Origin of the sequence: Methylobacterium sp. E-065 (genome assembly GCF_022829605.1) — a bacterium.
GTDB lineage: Bacteria > Pseudomonadota > Alphaproteobacteria > Rhizobiales > Beijerinckiaceae > Methylobacterium.
The window spans coordinates 1-17,055 of record NZ_JAKSYD010000260.1; the positions used below are offsets into that span (position 1 = coordinate 1).

Below are 17,055 nucleotides of genomic sequence, written 5' to 3' on the forward strand. Positions count from 1 at the left end.
GATCGTCAGCTTCATCGACGGCAAGACCTACAAGACGCTCAAGCGCCACCTGACCAGCCACGGGCTGGACCCGCGGGCCTACCGCGACCGCTACGGCCTGCCGGCCGATTACCCGATGGTCGCCCCGGCTTACGCCGAGCAGCGCTCCGCCCTCGCCAAGGCGATCGGCCTCGGCCAGCCCGGCGCCATGGCCGAGCGCGAGCGCAAGGGTCGCAAGGCGGCCTGAGATCGGATCGCGTCCCAGGGACCCCTGCACGAGCCCTTGCCGCGGCTCGGCGACGGGGTCCCGGGCGTTCGGCCGCCAACAAGGCTGATCCCGGGGCGATGCCGGTGACCCGCGCCATCGTTGCTGTGGCGCCACACATGTCCAGGACATTGCCCGACACGGACAAGCTGCCTTACTCTGCACATAGCGTCTGCGCACGTCGGATCCCGAGACGACAACCAAGGGATGGGCGAGATGAAGCGAGAGCAGACGAAGCAGAGTTCGGTCGTGCCCTTCCCGGCGCATATCGCCCCGGCCGTGGCTGACGAGGACACCGCGTCGATCATCGCCGTGCTGCAGGATCATCTGGCGCTCGCCCGCGAAGGCCGGATGCGCTCTTTGGCGATCGTCTCCGTCTCGGCCGATGGTGAAGCGATCGGAACCCAATGGTCGTGCAAGAGCGGCGATATCAGCAGCCTGATCGGCAAGCTGACGGTGCTCGCCCATGATCTGATGGCCGCGCGGAAGTAATCGCCCGGTCCAGAATTGCGCGGCCGAATCGCTCCACGCCGATCCGTGCAGACAGCCTCGGCCGGGCATGCCGCGGCCCCTCCGTACCGCCAGGGATTGGCCGACGATGAGACGCACCCTGCTCGCGGTTCTGCTCGCCGCCGCACCGCTGCCCGGCGGGTTCGCGCTGGCCGAGGACGCGCCGGACACGGCTTTGTCCAAGCGCACCGAGACGATCGACGGGTTGGTGCGGATCGTGGGTGCCCAGGCCGGCATCGTACTGCATTGCCGGGCGCTCTATACTGTGGATGACGCGATCTCGGACGGTCTGTCGCGGACGGCCCGCCGTGCCCTCGAGGCGGCCCTGGGCCGCCGTCGGGCCGAAACCGCCATCGCGGCCGAAGGCCAACGCGCTGCGGATGAGATCGCCACGGTCGGCGCCGACCGCTGGTGCGCCGATCAGCGCGACATCCTCAATACCGACGGCGTTCGGGTTTTCCTCGACTGAACACTGCTGACAAAACACCCGCCGCGCCATCGCGTTCGAGGAGGGGGGTCTTCGTCATCGAAAATTGCGTGGGGTGCCCTGATGCGCCCCCTGCCGCATGTGGCGGCTGTTCGGCGATACGGGGCCGTGGGGCAGGTCCCGCAGGACAGCCCTTCACCCGCTAGACTTTGCGATCTGCCGGAAAATCAGATCTCGCATTTGCCAGCGTGACGTTCTGCAATGCAGAACTCATTATATCCTTGTTCACCGCGCGCCCGTCTGCCATCATTTGTCGGCGGATGAATAGAAACGGATCACGCTGGTCTCGCTCATCCGAACAAGAGCCCTGAAGGGCCGAGGGACCGGCGGAGGAGGAAACCGCATGTCGCGCCCGATTTATCTCGCCCTCGCCCTCGTCGTGTGCGGCGCCGCCGTGACGCTGTTCGCCTTCCTCCGCGCGCCTCGATCGAAGGAGTTCGCCGGCTGGGACGTCGCGTTCATGGGCGGGATTGGCGCTGTCGCCCTCGGCTTCCTGACGACCCTCGTCGAGGTGATCACCGAGTAGAGCGGCCTTCGCCGAAGCGGGCATCGGATCGACGCCTGGGGCTTTGGTCGATCGCAAGATTTTGTCGAGAGCCGGCAGCCACGGGGGCGAAAGCCGCTTCGGGGTCCGCCGTCTCGACGGACCGGATGTGTTCTTCGGCGATCGTGCGCGATCCGACTCTCGGTCTATCCGCCGTCAATATCGCTGGACCCGATACGTCCGTCTCACAAACCAGTGAGTCGATGATTGGAACTGCAGAAACCGACAATTTGATCTTTTAACGGAACCCGACCTGAAGGCGCATCGACGATCCTTGCTGCATGACCTTCTATGAGGCAGCGATGTTCGAACGGCGCAGTGCTCCGCGTACGATCCTGAACGAGACCGGCAGCATCTCGGTCGACGAGCACAGCAGCCTGCCCTGCATCGTCTACGATCGGTCGGTCGGCGGTATCCGCATCGCCCTCCCGGAGGCGGAGATCGTTCCGGATCGCTTCGTGCTGAGCATCAATGCAAGCAACGAGATCCTCGTCTGCCAAGCGGTCTGGCGTCGGCTGGAGGAGATCGGCGCGGCGACCGAAATCTCTGCGCCGGCCCGTCCGACCACGCCGGATTCGCGGTACGCGCTGGAGCCGGTCTGACGCGGCGTCCCTCGGCCGCCCGCGTAGCCGGGCGGCACCTTCGCGCCGATGGATCGTTCTCCCTCGGCTGCCGCCGGCGGGATCGCGGCGAAAGGGAGGGAATGCACCATGTCGGATCCGAGAGCGCCCGACGCGGAGGAAATGCCGGACCTGCCGCAGGGTTTGCCGATGCCACCGAACACCGGCGACATGCCGCCCCCGCGGCTTCCGCCGGCCCCGGCCGACGATCCGGAGCCCCCGCGCGGGGAACCAGCGCCCGATATCGACGCGGTCCCAGGCCTGTGACGGGCGCCCCGCCGGAGTTGACCGGGATTGCGAACGGCGCCGTCGCGGGACGATCGAGAAGCCCCCGCTGCAATTCCAGGCGACGGACCTGGATGCGACACGCCCTGAGCATCGCCGCCTGGCTCGGCTGGATGGCGCCAGGCTCCGCCGCCGATCAGCCTCTCAGCATCGAGCGGCTCAACGGGGAGGGTTGGGAGATTGCCGGCTACACGGGGACCTTCGACAATCGCTCATCCCTGATCCTGTTTCGCAAGCGGGACAGGGCCTATCTCGTCCAGTGCTCGATCCTGTACGATGTGACGCGCAACCCCCGCGTCGTCACGAACTGCTATGAGTTGCACTGAGGCGCGCCGCACAGGCGGCCCCGTCGCGGCAGCGCGCATCGAGACCTCTTAGAGCGCTCTCCGCCGAAGTGGACGCCGGTTCGGCGCAAGAGAGCGCGTCAAGACAAAGGCTTAGAGCCGCGCACGATTGCAACGCGATCGGGCACGGCTCTAGTCCCAATCAATGTTCAGGGATCGCTCGAAAGCGGCCGCCGACATCTCCTTGCCCTTCGGGTCGGCGACCGTGATCTCGCGAAAACCCCGTCGGGTCAGCTCCCAGGTCTTCTCCATGGCCTGCTCGTCGGTCCCGCAGGCGAACGTCATGATACGCCCGGACGGGTCGATCCCCTTGACGGTGAACACACCATTCTCCTCGCTCGTTTGCGCTTATATAGCGCCGCAGTCTCGATCCTGTCGCGAGGCGAGATGGCATGGACCCGAGAGGCTGCCATCGCGTTATCCGGGGAGAGGCACCCGATGACGAACGCCCGCGACATTCCGATCCCGGAACGCGCCCCCGACCCGATCGAATCGGCCACGGACGGACGCATGGATCTCGAGCAGGACATCTCGAACAAGCCGCTGCCGATAACCGATGCGGAACCGGATGTCGGCCTGTCTCAGAAGGGTACCGGCGCGGACGCCGTGTTCCGGCGTGAGACTGAGATCTGAGCCTGGGATCTTGAGCGGGCACGCCCGACGATGGTTATCCGACACACCCGGCTTACGACGGCTGCGGCCGGGCGGACCTGAGGAGCCCGAGCATGGCCGACGGTCCCCGCTTCGAGCTCCCGCCGCACAGGCGCGACTTCGCCGAGCGTCGTTTGGCAAAGCCGCCCAGGGCGTTCGCAAGCTTCATTGAAGTGGTGCGTCGCACCAACGACACGGTTCATGGCGCAACGGAACCGGCGACCTCGTCCCGGATGCGTTCCACCAGAGCGCCGCGTGCATCCACGCGATGCTCCAGTACGGCGGAGACATGACCCGACAGACGACGGAACAGGTTTCGGAGCGACTGCAGTGTGAGCGCATCAAGGGCTTGAACCGGCGGCTCGATACGCCGCTGGCCACATCTGGGCAGGGACGGAGATGATCGAGCGGGAGATTGGCCGGCTGGCCGATGAAAGTCTGCGTCTGAGCATCCGGCAAGCCGAACTGGCCGTACGCCTGACGACGGCGGTTCACTATGCTTGGCTGGATCTGTGTCTCGAAGGGTACCGGACGCTGACATCCGTTCTGAACGCCGGATCGGACCAGCGCGAACGGACCCGCCGACTCATCCAGCGCGGCGTCCCGGCAGCGGAGGCCGCCCGGGCGTTGCACATCGTCTGAGTCCCGGGGTCGGACATGCCCGACTGCGGCGACTTCGGATTTGGGGGCGATCCGGTTGATCGCCCCCGGATTCGATGCTCAGCTCAGCGGCTCGCCTCGGCGGACGCCTGGACCAGGGTCCGTCTGGTCGTCGAAGCGATCCGAAGATCACCCGTCGCGGGCACCAGCTGCGGCGTGGTCGTCAGATGCGCGAGACGGCGGCCCTGTTGAGCGATCACAGCCTGATCGCGATAGAGCGGCGGGGTCAGATGAAGGTTTTCCTCGGCCGAGGCCGAGCCGGCGAAGGTGGCGGCCGAGATGAGCGCCGCCGACGCGAGGATGAAGATCGTGCGCATGGTGCGTCTCCGTTTCGATCGCAGGTCGGATCGCGAAGAGCGACCGACGCCGCATAGAACCACACTTTTGTGCGCTGCGGCATGTTCATCGTGCATTGCAACATACAGCTACGTTGGCACTGTCGTGCAAGGATGAACGCGCCGCATCAGGCGTGGCGTCCAATCGATCGTCCGGATCGCCATGCATTCAGCGCAAATGAAATAAACTTCCTCCCCTGCAGGCTCAAATTTATGTTGAGACGTGAGAAGATATAATTTCTCGCCTGGGGCCGCGCGTGGCGTCGACTGCCCCGGCATTGGCGTTCGCGGTGCTGTGATCGGGACGATACGAATCAGCAACACCTCCGCCAGAGCCCCGTCACATCAAGGCGCTACCCAGGGGTCGAACTGCGAAGAAGCCGGAGCGATGGTATGACGCCCGCCGATCTCGACAAGCGCGCAGAGCTGACCGTCTGGCCGAAACGTGCCCCCGGCCGATCGGCGAGGGGCCGTCCGTTCGCGACCCTGCGCGAAGCGCTGGCCGTCGCCGTGCAGGCGATCGAGGCAGAGGATGCGCAGCCCTGGATCATCACAGAGGCGGGCGACATCCTTTCGCCGGGCTGGATCCGCGCCAACAGCCAGTCGCGCGCGCTGCAGTAGGATTACCGGCCGCCGCGCGGAATCGGCGGCTCAACAGCCGATGCAGATGTCGCGCACGACGTGCTCGTGCCGGGCGCCGGTGCGCTGGTTCGGAAGCTGCCCGCCGATGGACGGAAACCCGGTTCCGAGCATCCGGGGCCGGCGCCTGCCCGCGTCAGGGTCGATCTGGGGCGGGGCCGGGGTCACGGACGGCTCCGCGACCGTGCTGTTCGCCATGCCGGGCTCGGGCAGCGTCAGGGCCATGCCTGGCGCCGGGAGCCCTTGGGCGAACTCGCCCGCCTGGGCGGGCGCCAACACGGCGATGGACAAGGAGGCGAGGGGCAGGATGCCAAGGGACAGGCGTACGACGACACGTCGGCACCGCACACGCAGCGCGGTCACCGTCAGGGACGGCAGCGACCGGCGCATTCGCGCCGGTGCCGTTCGGGATATCCTCAAAAGGCCCGGCCGTAATACGGCTGCGAGACCGGCCGGTACCGGTTGCTCACCGGCCAGGTGTAGGGCTGGTCCTTGACCGTGCGCATATCGGCTCGGAACGTCGGCTGGTTGAAACCCAGCCCCTGATGGATCGGAGCCTTCCCGGCCCCACGCGGCTGAGAGCCCGCCTCGCGCGCGAGCGCTGCGCTCGACAGACCCAGAACGAGAACGGCCGCCCACGAAGCGCGGCTCAGAATGACGCTCATCTCCGTCTCCTGTCCCGGCCGAGACGCCGGTGCGGACAGAACGGCGGCGCTGGAATTGCGGTTCCGGAACACGCCGCTCAGAATGCGCCGTCACCGCCGAGGCAGGCCGCCGCGAGGGCGCCCCCGCAGGGATCGTTGAGCCGGCCGGGCGCGGCAGCCGCACCGCCGATACCGGCACCGCCGGACGCCCCTCCGCCGGCCGGCGCCGTTTGAACGCGGTCGAGATCCCGAGCCGCCACCACGGATGGCGCGGCCGCGATCCCGGCGCCGCCCGAAGCCGCTCCCCCCGTTGTCCCGGTCGAGACCGCACCTGGGACGAGACCCGTGACGGCCCCCGTACCGCCTCCGGTCGTGAAGGCCGCGAGCCCGGAGGTCGTGGTGCCGAGGGTGGCCGCGTCGGCGGCGTTGGCGGTTCCGGCCGAAGCGAAGTTCGATGCGGTCGTGGCGTCGGTGCCCAGGCTCGTCGTGGTGCGTGATGGGCTGCCGGTCCCGGTGGCGGATGTACCGAAGGTCGACGTGCCGAACGCGGATGTCCCCAGACCGGACGTCCGCCCCACGCCCGTGCCGGTGTTGAAGCCCGTCGTCAGACCTGTTGTCAGGCCGGTCGCATTCGTCGTGAACGCCGCGTTGCTCCCCAGGCTGGCCGTCCCGAAGGTCGTCGAGAGGGCGCTTCCCGAAAGCGAGCCGAGGGCCGCGTTCGATGTCGAGCCCAGCGTGGTGCCGAAACCGCCCAGTGTTCCGATGGCCCCGGCCGTGCTGCCGGTTCGACCCGAGCCGAGCGTCGACCCGGTGACTCCGGCGCCCCCCGTGCTTCCGGTGCCGGAGGAGGTGCCGAGCCGGCCGGCACCGGACGCCGCGCTGCCGGGCGCCCCGATCGAGCCACCGCCGCCTCCGCCACCGCCGAAGCTGAGCTGACCGGCGTTCAGCAGACCGCCGGTCTGGGCCGAGAGGGTCGGGAACGGTCCGGTCGTGGACCCACCGCCGAGGCTGAGCTGCCCCGGATTGGAGATGGCGGTGACCGGCTCCAGGGAGGCCGCGGCAGGCGCCGTCGCGGTGGCCGACAGGCTCTGCGCCGAAGCCGGGGCGGCGATCGAACTCAGCAGAGCAGCGGCGAGCAGGACGCGCAAGGCAGTCTCCAGGGTGGGCTCCGCGCAGCGGATGCCAGAGCCAACCGGACCCGGCCCGGGCCGTTCCGGCGACCTGCTGCCGCGGCGCAGCCTTCATGCTGCCGGAAAGGCGGTGTCGTTTCGGCCCAGGATCCGATCAACTCCCCTGCGTGCCCGTGCCCCATCCTTTCGCCCGAGGCTTGCGCCGCACCGGCTGGCTCGCCGGCCTGCCGGCGCTCGCGCTGATCTGGGCGAGCGCGACGCTCTATGCCGGCCCGCGCATCGCCGAGCGGCTCGAAGCCGAGGGGGCAGCCGTGGCGGCCAATACGGCCACCGACACGGGCGAGCCCTGGCTGCGGCTCGCCGTCGAGGGCCGCGACCTCGTGGCGGCCGGCGAGGCGCCGGACGCGGGCGCCCGCGCCGCCACCCTGTTCCGCCTCGCCGTCCTGGACGGGCCCCGGCGCATCGTCTCGGGCGTCGGCTTGGTCGAGACCGCCGCACCGTTCCAGTGGGCGGCGATCCGCCTGGGCCCGGACCGGGTCGCCCTGGAGGGCAGCCGCCCGGTGGAGGTCGGGCGGCGGGCGCTGGAGGCGCGGGTCACCGGGATGCTCGGCCCCGGCACCAGCCTCGACGATACCGCCCGGGCCGCCCGGGGGGCGCCGCCGGATTTTCCGAGCGCGGCGGCCTTCCTGGCGGCGCGGCTCTCCGGGTTGGCGGCGGGCGGACGGGCCGCGCTCAGCGACACCGTGCTCAGCCTCTCGGGCGAAGCCCTCGACGTGCCGGCCTACGAGGCGCTGCGGGCCGCCCTGTCGGAACCGCCGGCGGGGTTCAGCATCGGCCGCGTCGAGATCCTGCCGCCGCGGGTGGCGCAGTATCGCTTCACGGTCGAGAAGGCCACGGGCGGGATCGCGCTCGACGGCTTCATCCCCTCCACGGCCGATCGCGAGGCCGCCCGGCGCGCCGCCCAGGAGGTGGCTCAGGAGACCCCCGGCGCGGCCGTGGACGACCGGCTGGTGACCGCCCGGGGGCTCGACCCGGCGATCGATTCGAAAACCCTGATCGGCTTCATGTTCCGGCTCGCCGCGCTGATCCAGACCGGCCGCGTCACCTTCACGGACGGCGCGATCTCGGTCAGCGGCGACGCCATGGACGCGCAGGCGATCCCCGACGCCGAGGCGCTGATGCGCGATGCCCGCCCCGCCGGCGTCTCGGCCGGGCGGGTCACCCTGACGGCGCGGCCGCTCTCGCCCTACCGGGTGGCGATCCGCCGGACGCCGGAGGCGGTGACGCTCACCGGGCATGTCCCGGATGCCGCCACCCGGGATCGGGTGCTCGATGTCCTGCGGCCGCGCCTGTTCCGCGAGCCGATCCTCGACCGCACGCGCCTCGCCGACGGCGCGCCACCGAATCTCGGGGCGGCGCTGGCCGCCGCGGCGCCGCTGGTGGTGAGCCTCGCCGCCGGGGAGGCCAGCGTCTCGGACCGGACGCTGACCCTGACCGGCGAGAGCCTCTACCGCGAGGTCGCGGCCCGCGCGCCCGACCGGCTCGCCGAGGCGCTGCCCCCGGGCTGGACCGGGAAGGCCACGGTCTCGGCCCGGCAGCCGGCGGAGCGGCGCGACCCGGCGACCTGCCGCGCCGATTTCGCCGCCGCCACCACCGGGGCGGATCTGCGCTTCCCGGCGGGCAGCGCCGCGCCGGGCCCGACCTTCTATCCGACCCTCGACGCCCTGGCGGCCCTGGCCAAGGCCTGTCCCAGCGTGCGCATGACCGTCTCGGGCCCCGCCGATCCGGCGAAGGCCGCGCCGACACCGGCCGCGGGCCCGGGGGAGGGCGCCCCTCCGGCCGCGCCGCCCGAAGCCGAGCCGACCCGCGTCGCCAGCGCGGCCAAGGCGGAGGTCCCCGGCAAGGCGGACGCGAAGGCGGATCCGAAGCCGGAGGCCAAGCACGACGCCAAAGCGCACGATGCCGGGGCGCAGGCCAAGCCCGATGCCAAGGGATCCGGCAAGGACGCGATCAAGGAGGCCGCCAAAAGCGGCAAGCCAAGTCCCAAGCCGAATTCCAAGCCGAGTCCCAAAAAGCCCGAGGCGACCGCCGACGAGCCGCCGCCGGACCTGCCCCGGCTGCGCGCCCAGGCCGTGGTCGAGTATCTGCTTCAGGCCGGCGCCCGGCCGGATCAGGTGAGCGCCGGGCCGGATACGCCCGCCGGCCCCGTCACCTTCGCGCTGCTGCCGTGAGGCCCCGTCGCTCCGCCGCGTGCCCGCCGGCCGGGACGCGCCCCGACGCGTGCCGCGCTCATTGGGAGGCCCACCGGCCGTGATGTTGCTGCTTGCCGGATTCTGGCCCGGACTCGCCGGGGCGGGGGCGCTCGGCCTCGTGGTCGGGGCGCTCGCGGGCTGGCCGGACCGCACCGCCGTGCCGCTCGGCCTGTTCGTGGCCGCGGGCCTGATGGCGGCGGCGGCGCTGGCCGCCCTCGTGCCCGGTCTGCCGGGGCTTTGGCTGGAGGGCGCCGCCCTGATCCTGCCGCCCTACTGCGCCGGATGCGCCCTCGGGGCGCTCGGACGCCGCCTCGTCGCTCGGCGCTGAAAGCCTCGGGAACCGGTCCGCCCCCGACCGGCGTTGCATGGTCATACGGGCCCGGGGCCCACCCTTTCGACGAGGCCACCATGTCGATGACCGATCGCCGTCCGCGCCGCGCCGCCCTCCGTCTGCCGCGCCCCCGGGCGGGCGCCGCCGCCACCGGCCTGTTCCTGACCGCCCTGGCGCTCGCCGCCGCGACGATGCCGCTGTCCGAGCCCGCCGACGCCACCACCGCCCACGGCACCGCGCAGGCGTCCCTGACCAGCCCGACCCGCTAACGAGAGCACGTCCGCCCTTCTCCGCACCTCCGCCATTGAGGTTTGCGTGTTCACATGCGGCGGGCGGCGACGCGACCGCGGGCTAAGGCGCGGGTCCCCTCTCCCGAGCGGGAGAGGGACAGGGTGAGGGATCAGGTCCGTCCGAACGATGCGCGATCGGCACACGCATCGATGTTGCGCCCGATCCTGACCGTTCTCCTCCCGCACCCCAATTCTCTCCCGCACGGGAGAGGGGGCCCGTCCCGCCTCGCAGACATCGATGTGTGCCCATCGTCGGCCATCGAGGCGGCCGACGAGCCGCGCGAGTCCGAGCGGCGGCGTTGCCCGACAGACTTCGAATCCCTCCGATGCGGCCCGCGCCAGGCAACCGACCCCGCCCCTGAGCGGTTGTTCGCCCGGGCCCGCAGCGGGCTCCGGGGGAGGGGCACATGGGACTGCTCGAATCGGCGATCGGCGGCGTGCTCGGACAGGTGTTCGGCGGCCAGAAGGGCGGCGCCGGCGGGATGTCGCCCCTGGTGAAGGCTCTGCTGATGCTGCTGCTGGCCAAGGGCGCGAGCGGCGGCTTCGGCGACATCTTTGGGGGCGGGCGCCAGGGTGAGCCCGGCCCCGAGGCCGACCGCTCCGGCGGCGCCGGACCCTACGGACGCGATCCCGGCCAGCACCCCGCCGATGCCGGCGGACGCCGGCCCGACGACAGCGGCGATATCGGCGGCTGGGACCAGTATGGCGGCCGCCGCGACAGCGGCCCGGAGCGCGACGCCGACCCGTCCCTGCCGCCCGGCGATTTTTCGGATTTGTCCGGCATGCTCGACGGCCCCGGCGGCGCACCGGCCCCGAGCCGCGCCGCTCCGGCGGGGCAGGGGGATCTCGGCGGCCTCGACGGGCTGGTGGACCGGTTCCGCCAGGGGGGCCTCGGCGACGTGATGGAGTCCTGGATCGGCCACGGCACCAACCGCCCGGTGGCCCCGGACCAGCTCGCCCGGGCGCTCGGCTCCGACACGGTGGACACCCTCCAGAGCCAGACCGGGCTGGACCGCGAGACGCTGCTGTCGCAACTCGCCCAGGCGCTGCCGGAGGTGGTGCACACGCTCACGCCGCAGGGGCGGGTGCCGGGGGAGGCGGAGCGGCGGGGGTGGTAGCCCTCAGGGCTTCCACGGATAGGCGGTGAGAAAGCGCATCTGCCCGGGCGCGGTCTCCTCCCAGACGCTGCGCAGCGATGCGCAGCGGCCGTCCGGTGCCTGCACAGGGCCTTCGAAGATCAACCGCGCTCGCCCGATTGCGGGCAGCACCCGGCGCCCCGGCCAATGGGCGACGGCGTGGCTCACCAGATCGTCGGCCAGTTGCTCCGGTGTCTCGACCTTATAGCCGAGCGCGAGAAGATACTTCGCCTTGGAGGCGCCGTCCGTGTGCGCGGCATTGAGCAGATAGCCGACGATCTTGGGCCGTTCGACGGTCCAGACGACGGCGGCGACGTCCGTCGTCACATCGGCGCGCGTTCGATGAGCTTCAGATCGTTGGGCCGAACCGTGGCCAGGGCACCGCGCGGCGTGGGAAACTCCACGACGTAGGCCTCTCCGTCGCGGTAGACGCTGACGATGGTGCCCTCCGTCCCGGGTGGCAGCGCGTCCCCGTCGTCGCTGACCACGGCAGCCGTCAGCGCGACGCGATCCAGATCCCGAAGGTCCGATCGCGGGTCGTCCTGGCGGAACTGATATGCGCGGGCCAGCACCATGGCGCGAGGATACGTGCCGGTCTCGGCTTTGCAAGCGGGCGTGGCCCTGGAACACCGAACCTTTTGATGAGTGCGACTGCGGTCACGAGGTACCGGCGGTCTGGACGGGCTGGTGGATCGGTTCCGCCAGGGGGGCCTCGGCGACGTGATGGAGTCCTGGATCGGCCACGGCACCAACCGCCCGGTGGCCCCCGACCAGCTCGCCCGGGCGCTCGGCTCCGACATGGTGGACACCCTCCAGAGCCAGACCGGGCTGGACCGCGAAACGCTGCTGTCGCAACTCGCCCAGGCGCTGCCGGAGGTGGTGCACACGCTCACGCCTCAGGGGCGGGTGCCGGGGGAGGCGGAGCGGCGGGGATGGTAAAGAACAGACAAATACTGCCCTTATCTTCAACGAAGAATCACCTCATCCTGCTATTCAAACAACATGTCACTTTATATTATGTAAAACTGAGATATAGCAGGGCGTTCCAAAGTACACTTTCGTGGCTGCTTCACAGGCCCCCAGGTTGAGAAGGCGCGTGGGAGAACGCTATCCCACGCGCCCCACGTCTTCTCTCAAAAACCTCGCCCATGTAGTGACGCGATCTGAGGGCCTCTGCAAGCAGGCATAGATAAGGACAGAGCTAATGTGCACGGGCCTCTCCCACCATCCATGAAGGACCATGAAGACAATAGTCCGGTGCTGTATCGAGCCCTTTAAGTTTTAGACTTCTGCAGGAAGCTTTTTCAGGCGACCCGCCGCATCACCAGCGACGCATTGGTCCCACCGAATCCGAAAGAATTCGACAGCACCACATCCACCTGCTTCCGCTTCGCCTCGAACGGCACCAGATCGATCTTGGTCTGCACCGAGGGGTTGTCGAGGTTGAGGGTCGGCGGGATCACGCCGTCGCGCAGGACGAGGATCGAGAAGATCGCCTCGACCGAGCCGGCGGCGCCCAGAAGGTGGCCGACCGAGCTCTTGGTGGACGACATGGTGGCGTTGGCGGCGGCATCGCCCAGGAGGCGCTCCACGGCCTTCAGCTCCAACTCGTCGCCCATGGGCGTCGAGGTGCCGTGGGCGTTGATGTAGCCGATCTCGGCGGGGGAGATCCCGGCCCGCTTCACCGCCGCGCTCATGCAGCGGAAGGCGCCGTCGCCGTCCGGGGACGGGGAGGTGATGTGGTAGGCGTCGCCCGACAGGCCGTAGCCCACGACCTCGGCGTAGATCCGCGCGCCGCGGGCCTTGGCGTGCTCGTACTCCTCCAGCACCACGATGCCGGCGCCCTCGCCCATGAGGAAGCCGTCGCGGTCGCGGTCGTAGGGGCGGGAGGCCTTCTCGGGCGTGTCGTTGAAGCCCGTGGTCAGCGCCCGGCAGGCGGAGAAGCCCGCGATCGAGAGGCGGTTCACCGGCGATTCGGCGCCGCCCGCCACCATCACGTCGGCATCGCCCAGCCCGATCAGGCGGCTCGCGTCGCCGATGGCGTGGGCGCCCGTCGAGCAGGCCGTCACCACGGCATTGTTCGGGCCCTTGAGGCCGTGGGCGATCGAGACCTGGCCGGAGGCGAGATTGATGATCCGGCCCGGGATGAAGAACGGCGAGATCCGGCGCGGGCCCTTCTCGTGCAGGGTCACGGAGGCGTCGTAGATGCCGCCGATGCCGCCGATGCCGGAGCCGATCAGCACGCCGGTGGCGCACTGGTCCTCATGGCTCTTGGGCGCCCAGCCAGCATCCTTCAGCGCCTCGTCGGCCGCCGCCATCGCGAAGACGATGAACGGATCGACCTTGCGCTGCTCCTTGGGCTCCATCACCGCGTCGGGGTTGAAGGTGCCGTCGGTGCCGTCGCCGAACGGAACCTGCGCGGCGATCCGGCAGGGCAGGTCGGCGGATTCGAAGCCGCGGATCGGGCCGGCGCCGCTGTCGCCCGCGATCAGCCGGCTCCAGGTGTGCGCCACCCCGCTGCCCAGCGGCGTGACCATCCCCAGACCCGTGACCACCACCCGCCGCATCGCACTCGTCCCGTCTTGAGGCGCATCCGGGCCGCCGCCGGAGCGCATCGTCTATAACTGCCGGAGGCGGATTCGGTCCCAATGGGACGCATCACGCCTGCGCGCCTTGAAACGCATGACGGCGCGGGGGCTGTTTCGCCTCACCCGCGCCGCGTGAACCGAAAAATCCCGGCGCCCGAGAGTCTCTCACGAAATGCCCGCTGCGCTGTCGCGATCAGAGGGAGAACTCCCGGTGCCCGGGAGTTTCGTGAGCAGCCCTTAGGCGGCGGAGTTCTTCTCCAGGAACTTCACGGCGTCGCCGACCGTCTGGATGGTCTCGGCCGCATCGTCCGGGATCTCGACGTTGAACTCTTCCTCGAAGGCCATCACCAGCTCGACCGTGTCGAGGCTGTCGGCACCGAGGTCGTCGATGAAGTTGGCGCTCTCGACCACCTTCTCGGGCTCGACGCCCAGATGCTCGACCACGATCTTCTTCACGCGCTCAGCGATATCGCTCATCGGTCTTCCGTCCTCGTCCTTTTAGGTCTGTCAGTCTTCTCGGGGTGGTGCTTGGCCGCGTCGCGCCCCTGCGGGCTTGTTGAGCGGCCAGTGTCCGATTGCGCGTGCTTCTGACGGTGAACCGGCAAGGTGCACCGAGATGCCCCCACCGGGAGGCCCTTGGACTGAAAACCCGCTGAACCGTCAACCCCCTGCGCGGCTGCGGGGGGTTGGTAGCACAGGGCTCCCGCCCTGGCGAGGGGCCGTTCAGAAACCCTTCACCGGTGTGGCGTTTGCGTGCCGGAGCACTTGATTCGCCTTGGTTTGGAGGCGGCCAGGACCAGTATAAAGGTCTTAGTACATCGCCATACCGCCGTTCACGTGCAGCGTGTGGCCGGTGACGTAGCCGGCTTCCGCGGAGGCGAGATAGAGGCAGGCCGCCGCCACCTCGGCGCCCTCGCCGAGTCGCCCGGCCGGCACCCGGGTCAGGATGCCCTCGCGCTGCTTCTCGTTCAGCGCATCGGTCATCGGCGAGGTGATGAAGCCGGGGGCGATGCAGTTGACCGTGATCCCGCGCGAGGCGACCTCGGCGGCGAGCGCCTTGGTCAGGCCCACGAGCCCGGCCTTGGCGGCGGCGTAGTTGCCCTGGCCGGGATTGCCGGTCGAGCCCACCACCGAGCCGATATTGACGATCCGTCCGAAGCGGCGGCGCATCATGCCCTTCACGGCCGCCCGCGACAGGCGGAAGGCGGCGGTGAGGTTGACGGCGAGCACCTGCTCCCACTCCTCGTCCTTCATCCGCATGAACAGGTTGTCCCGGGTGATGCCGGCATTGTTCACGAGGATGTCGAGGGGGCCGATCGCGGCCTCGGCGGCCGGGACGAGGCCCTCGACCGACTCCTTGTCGGCGAGGTCGGCGACCACCGGGCTCGCGCGCTCGCCGAGTTCGGCCGCCAGCGCCTCCAGGGCCGCCTGCCGGGTGCCCGAGAGCGCGACATGCGCGCCCTGCGCGTGCAGCGACCGGGCGATCGCCTGCCCGAGGCCGCCGGTGGCCCCCGTGACGAGGGCCTTGCGGCCGGTGAGATCGAACATGCAGGGCTCCTCTATAGGTGTCCGGTTTCGAAAGGCCGTGGCCTTTTGCGGGTGCAGGGCCAAGTGCAGGGCCAAGCCCTGCTGGGTCCGGGCAAAGCCCGATATCGGGGCTCCGCCCCGACACCCCGCCAAAGGGCTCGGCCCTTTGGAAACCCGTTACAGCGCGAAGGCCGCGACGTCTGTGGGCGTGCCGATCGCGGTGGCCGTGGCTTGCGGGGCGATGCGCTTGACGAGGCCGGTGAGCACCTTGCCGGCGCCCAGCTCATAGAATTCGTCGACGCCCGCTTCCGCCATGGCGGCGATGCTCTCGCGCCAGCGCACCGTGCCAGTGACCTGCTGCACCAGGGCCTTGCGGATCGCCTCCGGCTCGGCGACCGGCGCGGCCGTCACGTTGGCATAGAGGGTGACCCGCGGGGCGTTCAGCGTCACGGCGGCGAGCGCCCTGGCCATGGCCTCGGCGGCGGGGGCCATCAGCCGGCAATGGAACGGGGCCGAGACGTTGAGCAGCACGGCGCGCTTGATCCCGCGGCCGGCGGCGAGGCCGATGGCCCGCTCCACCGCCGCCCGATCACCCGACAGAACCACCTGTCCGCCGCCATTGTCGTTGGCCACGTCGCAGACCGCGCCACCGCCGGCTTCCCGGGCGGCCGCTTCGGCCAGAGCGCGAGTTGCTTCGAGATCGGTTCCGATCAAAGCCGCCATCGCTCCGACACCGGGCGCCACCGCCTCCTGCATGGCCGCGCCGCGCAGCCGCAGGAGTTTCGCGGCATCGGCGATCGTCAGGCTGCCGGCGGCCGCCAGAGCCGCGTATTCGCCCAGCGAATGGCCGGCCACGCACGCGACGTCGCGGGTCAGGTCCAGGCCGCGCTCGGCCTCCAGCACCCGCAGCACCGCGAGGCTCGCCGCCATCAGGGCCGGCTGGGCGTTGGTCGTGAGGGTCAATTCCTCGGCCGGACCCTCGAACATCAGGCGCGACAGGTTCTGGCCCAAGGCGGCATCGACCTCGTCGAGCACGGCCTTCGCCTGCGGGAAGGCCGCCGCGAGGTCCCGCGCCATGCCGACCGCCTGGCTGCCCTGGCCGGGGAAGATGAGTGCGCGCATATCGGTCTTGATCGCTCCGCGGCGCGCGAGCGCCGCCCGTGTCGGCTGAACCTCTGGAATGGCGGGCGGACTCGCACCCGTTGCCGCAGGTGTCAACAATGCGCCGCACCATGCCGTGGCCCCGCGGGCGGGCGTGCGCCCTGCGCAAGCCGCTGTGCTTGTTGCAGAACGGCATCCGGTGTACGGTGCGCCCATACCCGACATCACCCGTCGCTCAAGCCCAAGGAGCCGCCCCGCATGGCGCGCGTCACCGTCGAAGATTGCATCGAGAAGGTCGAGAACCGGTTCGAGCTCGTTCTGCTGGCGAGCCACCGCGCCCGCCTCCTGGCCGCCGGCGCCCCGCTGACCATCGACCGCGACCGCGACAAGAACCCCGTCGTGGCCCTGCGCGAGATCGGCGACGAGACCATCACGGCCGATGATCTCAAGGAGCAGCTGATCCACTCGATGCAGAAATACGTCGAGGTGGACGAGCCGGAGGCCGAGACCGTGCCGCTGCTGTCGAGCTCGCCGGCCGCCGCCGCGGTGGCGCCGCAATCCTCCAGCGACGATGCGGCTCCCCAATTCGACCGCATGAGCGAGGAAGATCTGCTGCGCGGCCTCGAGAACCTCGCCCCGCCGGTCGAGACCGACGACGAGGGCGAGTGAGCCGGGAGACGTGGGCCTGGACGCGCACGACCTGACCACGACCGAGCCCGGCGGAGACGCCGGGTTCT

General features: G+C 70.1%; 26 protein-coding genes and 1 pseudogene. 16 read left to right on the forward strand and 11 right to left on the reverse strand.

What is annotated here, in order from left to right; genetic code table 11:
* From MKK84_RS29795 to MKK84_RS29825, 7 genes are all read left to right on the forward strand, one after another.
* The coding region (locus tag MKK84_RS29795) for a MucR family transcriptional regulator (RefSeq protein ID WP_243925752.1) at window positions 1–226 on the forward strand (226 nt) is incomplete at its 5' end.
* A 234-nt stretch (window positions 227–460) separates the two neighbouring features.
* Window positions 461–736, forward strand: a complete 276-nt coding sequence (locus MKK84_RS29800; protein ID WP_243926002.1) for a hypothetical protein — start codon at window positions 461–463, stop codon at window positions 734–736.
* 106 nt (window positions 737–842) lie between these two features.
* Window positions 843–1,223 (forward strand): hypothetical protein, encoded by a 381-nt coding sequence (locus tag MKK84_RS29805; protein ID WP_243925754.1) that lies wholly within the window; start codon window positions 843–845, stop codon window positions 1,221–1,223.
* A gap of 361 nt (window positions 1,224–1,584) precedes the next feature.
* Window positions 1,585–1,767, forward strand: a complete 183-nt coding sequence (locus MKK84_RS29810; protein WP_243925756.1) for a hypothetical protein — start codon at window positions 1,585–1,587, stop codon at window positions 1,765–1,767.
* A 299-nt stretch (window positions 1,768–2,066) separates the two neighbouring features.
* Entirely contained in the window at window positions 2,067–2,387 is a 321-nt protein-coding gene (locus tag MKK84_RS29815; protein ID WP_243925758.1) for a PilZ domain-containing protein, read from the forward strand.
* A 108-nt stretch (window positions 2,388–2,495) separates the two neighbouring features.
* Window positions 2,496–2,672: a hypothetical protein gene (locus MKK84_RS29820; protein WP_243925759.1), complete on the forward strand. Its 177-nt coding sequence runs from the start codon at window positions 2,496–2,498 to the stop codon at window positions 2,670–2,672.
* A gap of 92 nt (window positions 2,673–2,764) precedes the next feature.
* The gene (locus MKK84_RS29825) at window positions 2,765–3,016 is read left to right on the forward strand and encodes a hypothetical protein (protein ID WP_243925761.1); all 252 of its coding nucleotides are present in this window, start codon (window positions 2,765–2,767) and stop codon (window positions 3,014–3,016) included.
* 150 nt (window positions 3,017–3,166) lie between these two features.
* On the opposite strand, the gene MKK84_RS29830 is transcribed toward MKK84_RS29825, so the two are convergent.
* The gene (locus MKK84_RS29830) at window positions 3,167–3,358 is read right to left on the reverse strand and encodes a hypothetical protein (protein WP_243925762.1); all 192 of its coding nucleotides are present in this window, start codon (window positions 3,356–3,358) and stop codon (window positions 3,167–3,169) included.
* A gap of 114 nt (window positions 3,359–3,472) precedes the next feature.
* Here MKK84_RS29830 and MKK84_RS29835 point away from each other — a divergent pair, with 114 nt between their 5' ends.
* Both MKK84_RS29835 and MKK84_RS29840 read left to right on the forward strand, forming a co-directional pair.
* Window positions 3,473–3,667, forward strand: coding sequence for a hypothetical protein (locus MKK84_RS29835; RefSeq protein ID WP_243925764.1), 195 nt, complete (start codon window positions 3,473–3,475; stop codon window positions 3,665–3,667).
* Between the two features lie 417 nt (window positions 3,668–4,084).
* Window positions 4,085–4,327 carry a hypothetical protein gene (locus MKK84_RS29840; RefSeq protein WP_243925766.1) on the forward strand — a complete coding sequence of 81 codons (243 nt, stop codon included), beginning with the start codon at window positions 4,085–4,087 and terminating at the stop codon, window positions 4,325–4,327.
* A gap of 83 nt (window positions 4,328–4,410) precedes the next feature.
* Here MKK84_RS29840 and MKK84_RS29845 read toward each other — a convergent pair whose 3' ends face one another.
* Window positions 4,411–4,662 (reverse strand): hypothetical protein, encoded by a 252-nt coding sequence (locus MKK84_RS29845; RefSeq protein ID WP_243925768.1) that lies wholly within the window; start codon window positions 4,660–4,662, stop codon window positions 4,411–4,413.
* A gap of 411 nt (window positions 4,663–5,073) precedes the next feature.
* On the opposite strand from MKK84_RS29845, the gene MKK84_RS29850 reads away from it, so the two are divergent.
* Window positions 5,074–5,301, forward strand: coding sequence for a hypothetical protein (locus MKK84_RS29850; protein WP_243925770.1), 228 nt, complete (start codon window positions 5,074–5,076; stop codon window positions 5,299–5,301).
* Between the two features lie 30 nt (window positions 5,302–5,331).
* Here MKK84_RS29850 and MKK84_RS29855 read toward each other — a convergent pair whose 3' ends face one another.
* The 3 genes from MKK84_RS29855 to MKK84_RS29865 form a co-directional block, all read right to left on the reverse strand.
* Window positions 5,332–5,709, reverse strand: a complete 378-nt coding sequence (locus MKK84_RS29855) for a hypothetical protein (RefSeq protein ID WP_243925772.1) — start codon at window positions 5,707–5,709, stop codon at window positions 5,332–5,334.
* 26 nt (window positions 5,710–5,735) lie between these two features.
* Window positions 5,736–5,984: a hypothetical protein gene (locus tag MKK84_RS29860; protein WP_243925774.1), complete on the reverse strand. Its 249-nt coding sequence runs from the start codon at window positions 5,982–5,984 to the stop codon at window positions 5,736–5,738.
* Window positions 5,985–6,061: 77 nt separating this feature from the next.
* Entirely contained in the window at window positions 6,062–7,111 is a 1,050-nt protein-coding gene (locus MKK84_RS29865; RefSeq protein WP_243925776.1) for a hypothetical protein, read from the reverse strand.
* 179 nt (window positions 7,112–7,290) lie between these two features.
* Here MKK84_RS29865 and MKK84_RS29870 point away from each other — a divergent pair, with 179 nt between their 5' ends.
* The 4 genes from MKK84_RS29870 to MKK84_RS29885 all read left to right on the forward strand — a co-directional run bounded on the left by MKK84_RS29870 (window position 7,291) and on the right by MKK84_RS29885 (window position 11,084).
* Window positions 7,291–9,324, forward strand: coding sequence for a hypothetical protein (locus MKK84_RS29870; protein ID WP_243925778.1), 2,034 nt, complete (start codon window positions 7,291–7,293; stop codon window positions 9,322–9,324).
* 82 nt (window positions 9,325–9,406) lie between these two features.
* Window positions 9,407–9,673: a hypothetical protein gene (locus tag MKK84_RS29875; RefSeq protein ID WP_279599786.1), complete on the forward strand. Its 267-nt coding sequence runs from the start codon at window positions 9,407–9,409 to the stop codon at window positions 9,671–9,673.
* 80 nt (window positions 9,674–9,753) lie between these two features.
* Window positions 9,754–9,945 (forward strand): hypothetical protein, encoded by a 192-nt coding sequence (locus MKK84_RS29880; RefSeq protein ID WP_243925782.1) that lies wholly within the window; start codon window positions 9,754–9,756, stop codon window positions 9,943–9,945.
* Between the two features lie 428 nt (window positions 9,946–10,373).
* Window positions 10,374–11,084: a YidB family protein gene (locus MKK84_RS29885; protein ID WP_243925784.1), complete on the forward strand. Its 711-nt coding sequence runs from the start codon at window positions 10,374–10,376 to the stop codon at window positions 11,082–11,084.
* Window positions 11,085–11,087: 3 nt separating this feature from the next.
* Here MKK84_RS29885 and MKK84_RS29890 read toward each other — a convergent pair whose 3' ends face one another.
* Window positions 11,088–11,429 carry a DUF6883 domain-containing protein gene (locus tag MKK84_RS29890; RefSeq protein WP_243925786.1) on the reverse strand — a complete coding sequence of 114 codons (342 nt, stop codon included), beginning with the start codon at window positions 11,427–11,429 and terminating at the stop codon, window positions 11,088–11,090.
* Window positions 11,426–11,677: a DUF4926 domain-containing protein gene (locus MKK84_RS29895; RefSeq protein ID WP_243925788.1), complete on the reverse strand. Its 252-nt coding sequence runs from the start codon at window positions 11,675–11,677 to the stop codon at window positions 11,426–11,428. The genes MKK84_RS29890 and MKK84_RS29895 overlap by 4 nt, the downstream gene beginning before the upstream one ends.
* A 94-nt stretch (window positions 11,678–11,771) precedes the next feature.
* Here MKK84_RS29895 and MKK84_RS29900 point away from each other — a divergent pair.
* Window positions 11,772–12,041 (forward strand): annotated as a pseudogene (locus MKK84_RS29900) (YidB family protein); the annotation flags it as partial.
* A 365-nt stretch (window positions 12,042–12,406) separates the two neighbouring features.
* Here the strand turns inward: MKK84_RS29900 and fabF are convergent.
* From fabF to fabD, 4 genes are all read right to left on the reverse strand, one after another.
* Window positions 12,407–13,669: a beta-ketoacyl-ACP synthase II gene (fabF, locus tag MKK84_RS29905; RefSeq protein WP_243925790.1), complete on the reverse strand. Its 1,263-nt coding sequence runs from the start codon at window positions 13,667–13,669 to the stop codon at window positions 12,407–12,409.
* A gap of 258 nt (window positions 13,670–13,927) precedes the next feature.
* Window positions 13,928–14,167 (reverse strand): acyl carrier protein, encoded by a 240-nt coding sequence (locus MKK84_RS29910; RefSeq protein ID WP_007559070.1) that lies wholly within the window; start codon window positions 14,165–14,167, stop codon window positions 13,928–13,930.
* 333 nt (window positions 14,168–14,500) lie between these two features.
* On the reverse strand, window positions 14,501–15,238 hold the full coding sequence (gene fabG, locus MKK84_RS29915) for a 3-oxoacyl-[acyl-carrier-protein] reductase (RefSeq protein WP_243925792.1): 738 nt from the start codon (window positions 15,236–15,238) through the stop codon (window positions 14,501–14,503).
* Between the two features lie 156 nt (window positions 15,239–15,394).
* Window positions 15,395–16,339, reverse strand: a complete 945-nt coding sequence (gene fabD / locus MKK84_RS29920; RefSeq protein WP_243925793.1) for an ACP S-malonyltransferase — start codon at window positions 16,337–16,339, stop codon at window positions 15,395–15,397.
* A 237-nt stretch (window positions 16,340–16,576) separates the two neighbouring features.
* Between fabD and rpoZ the strand changes: the two genes are divergently transcribed.
* Window positions 16,577–16,987 carry a DNA-directed RNA polymerase subunit omega gene (rpoZ, locus tag MKK84_RS29925; RefSeq protein ID WP_243925795.1) on the forward strand — a complete coding sequence of 137 codons (411 nt, stop codon included), beginning with the start codon at window positions 16,577–16,579 and terminating at the stop codon, window positions 16,985–16,987.
* Window positions 16,988–17,055: the final 68 nt, after the last annotated feature.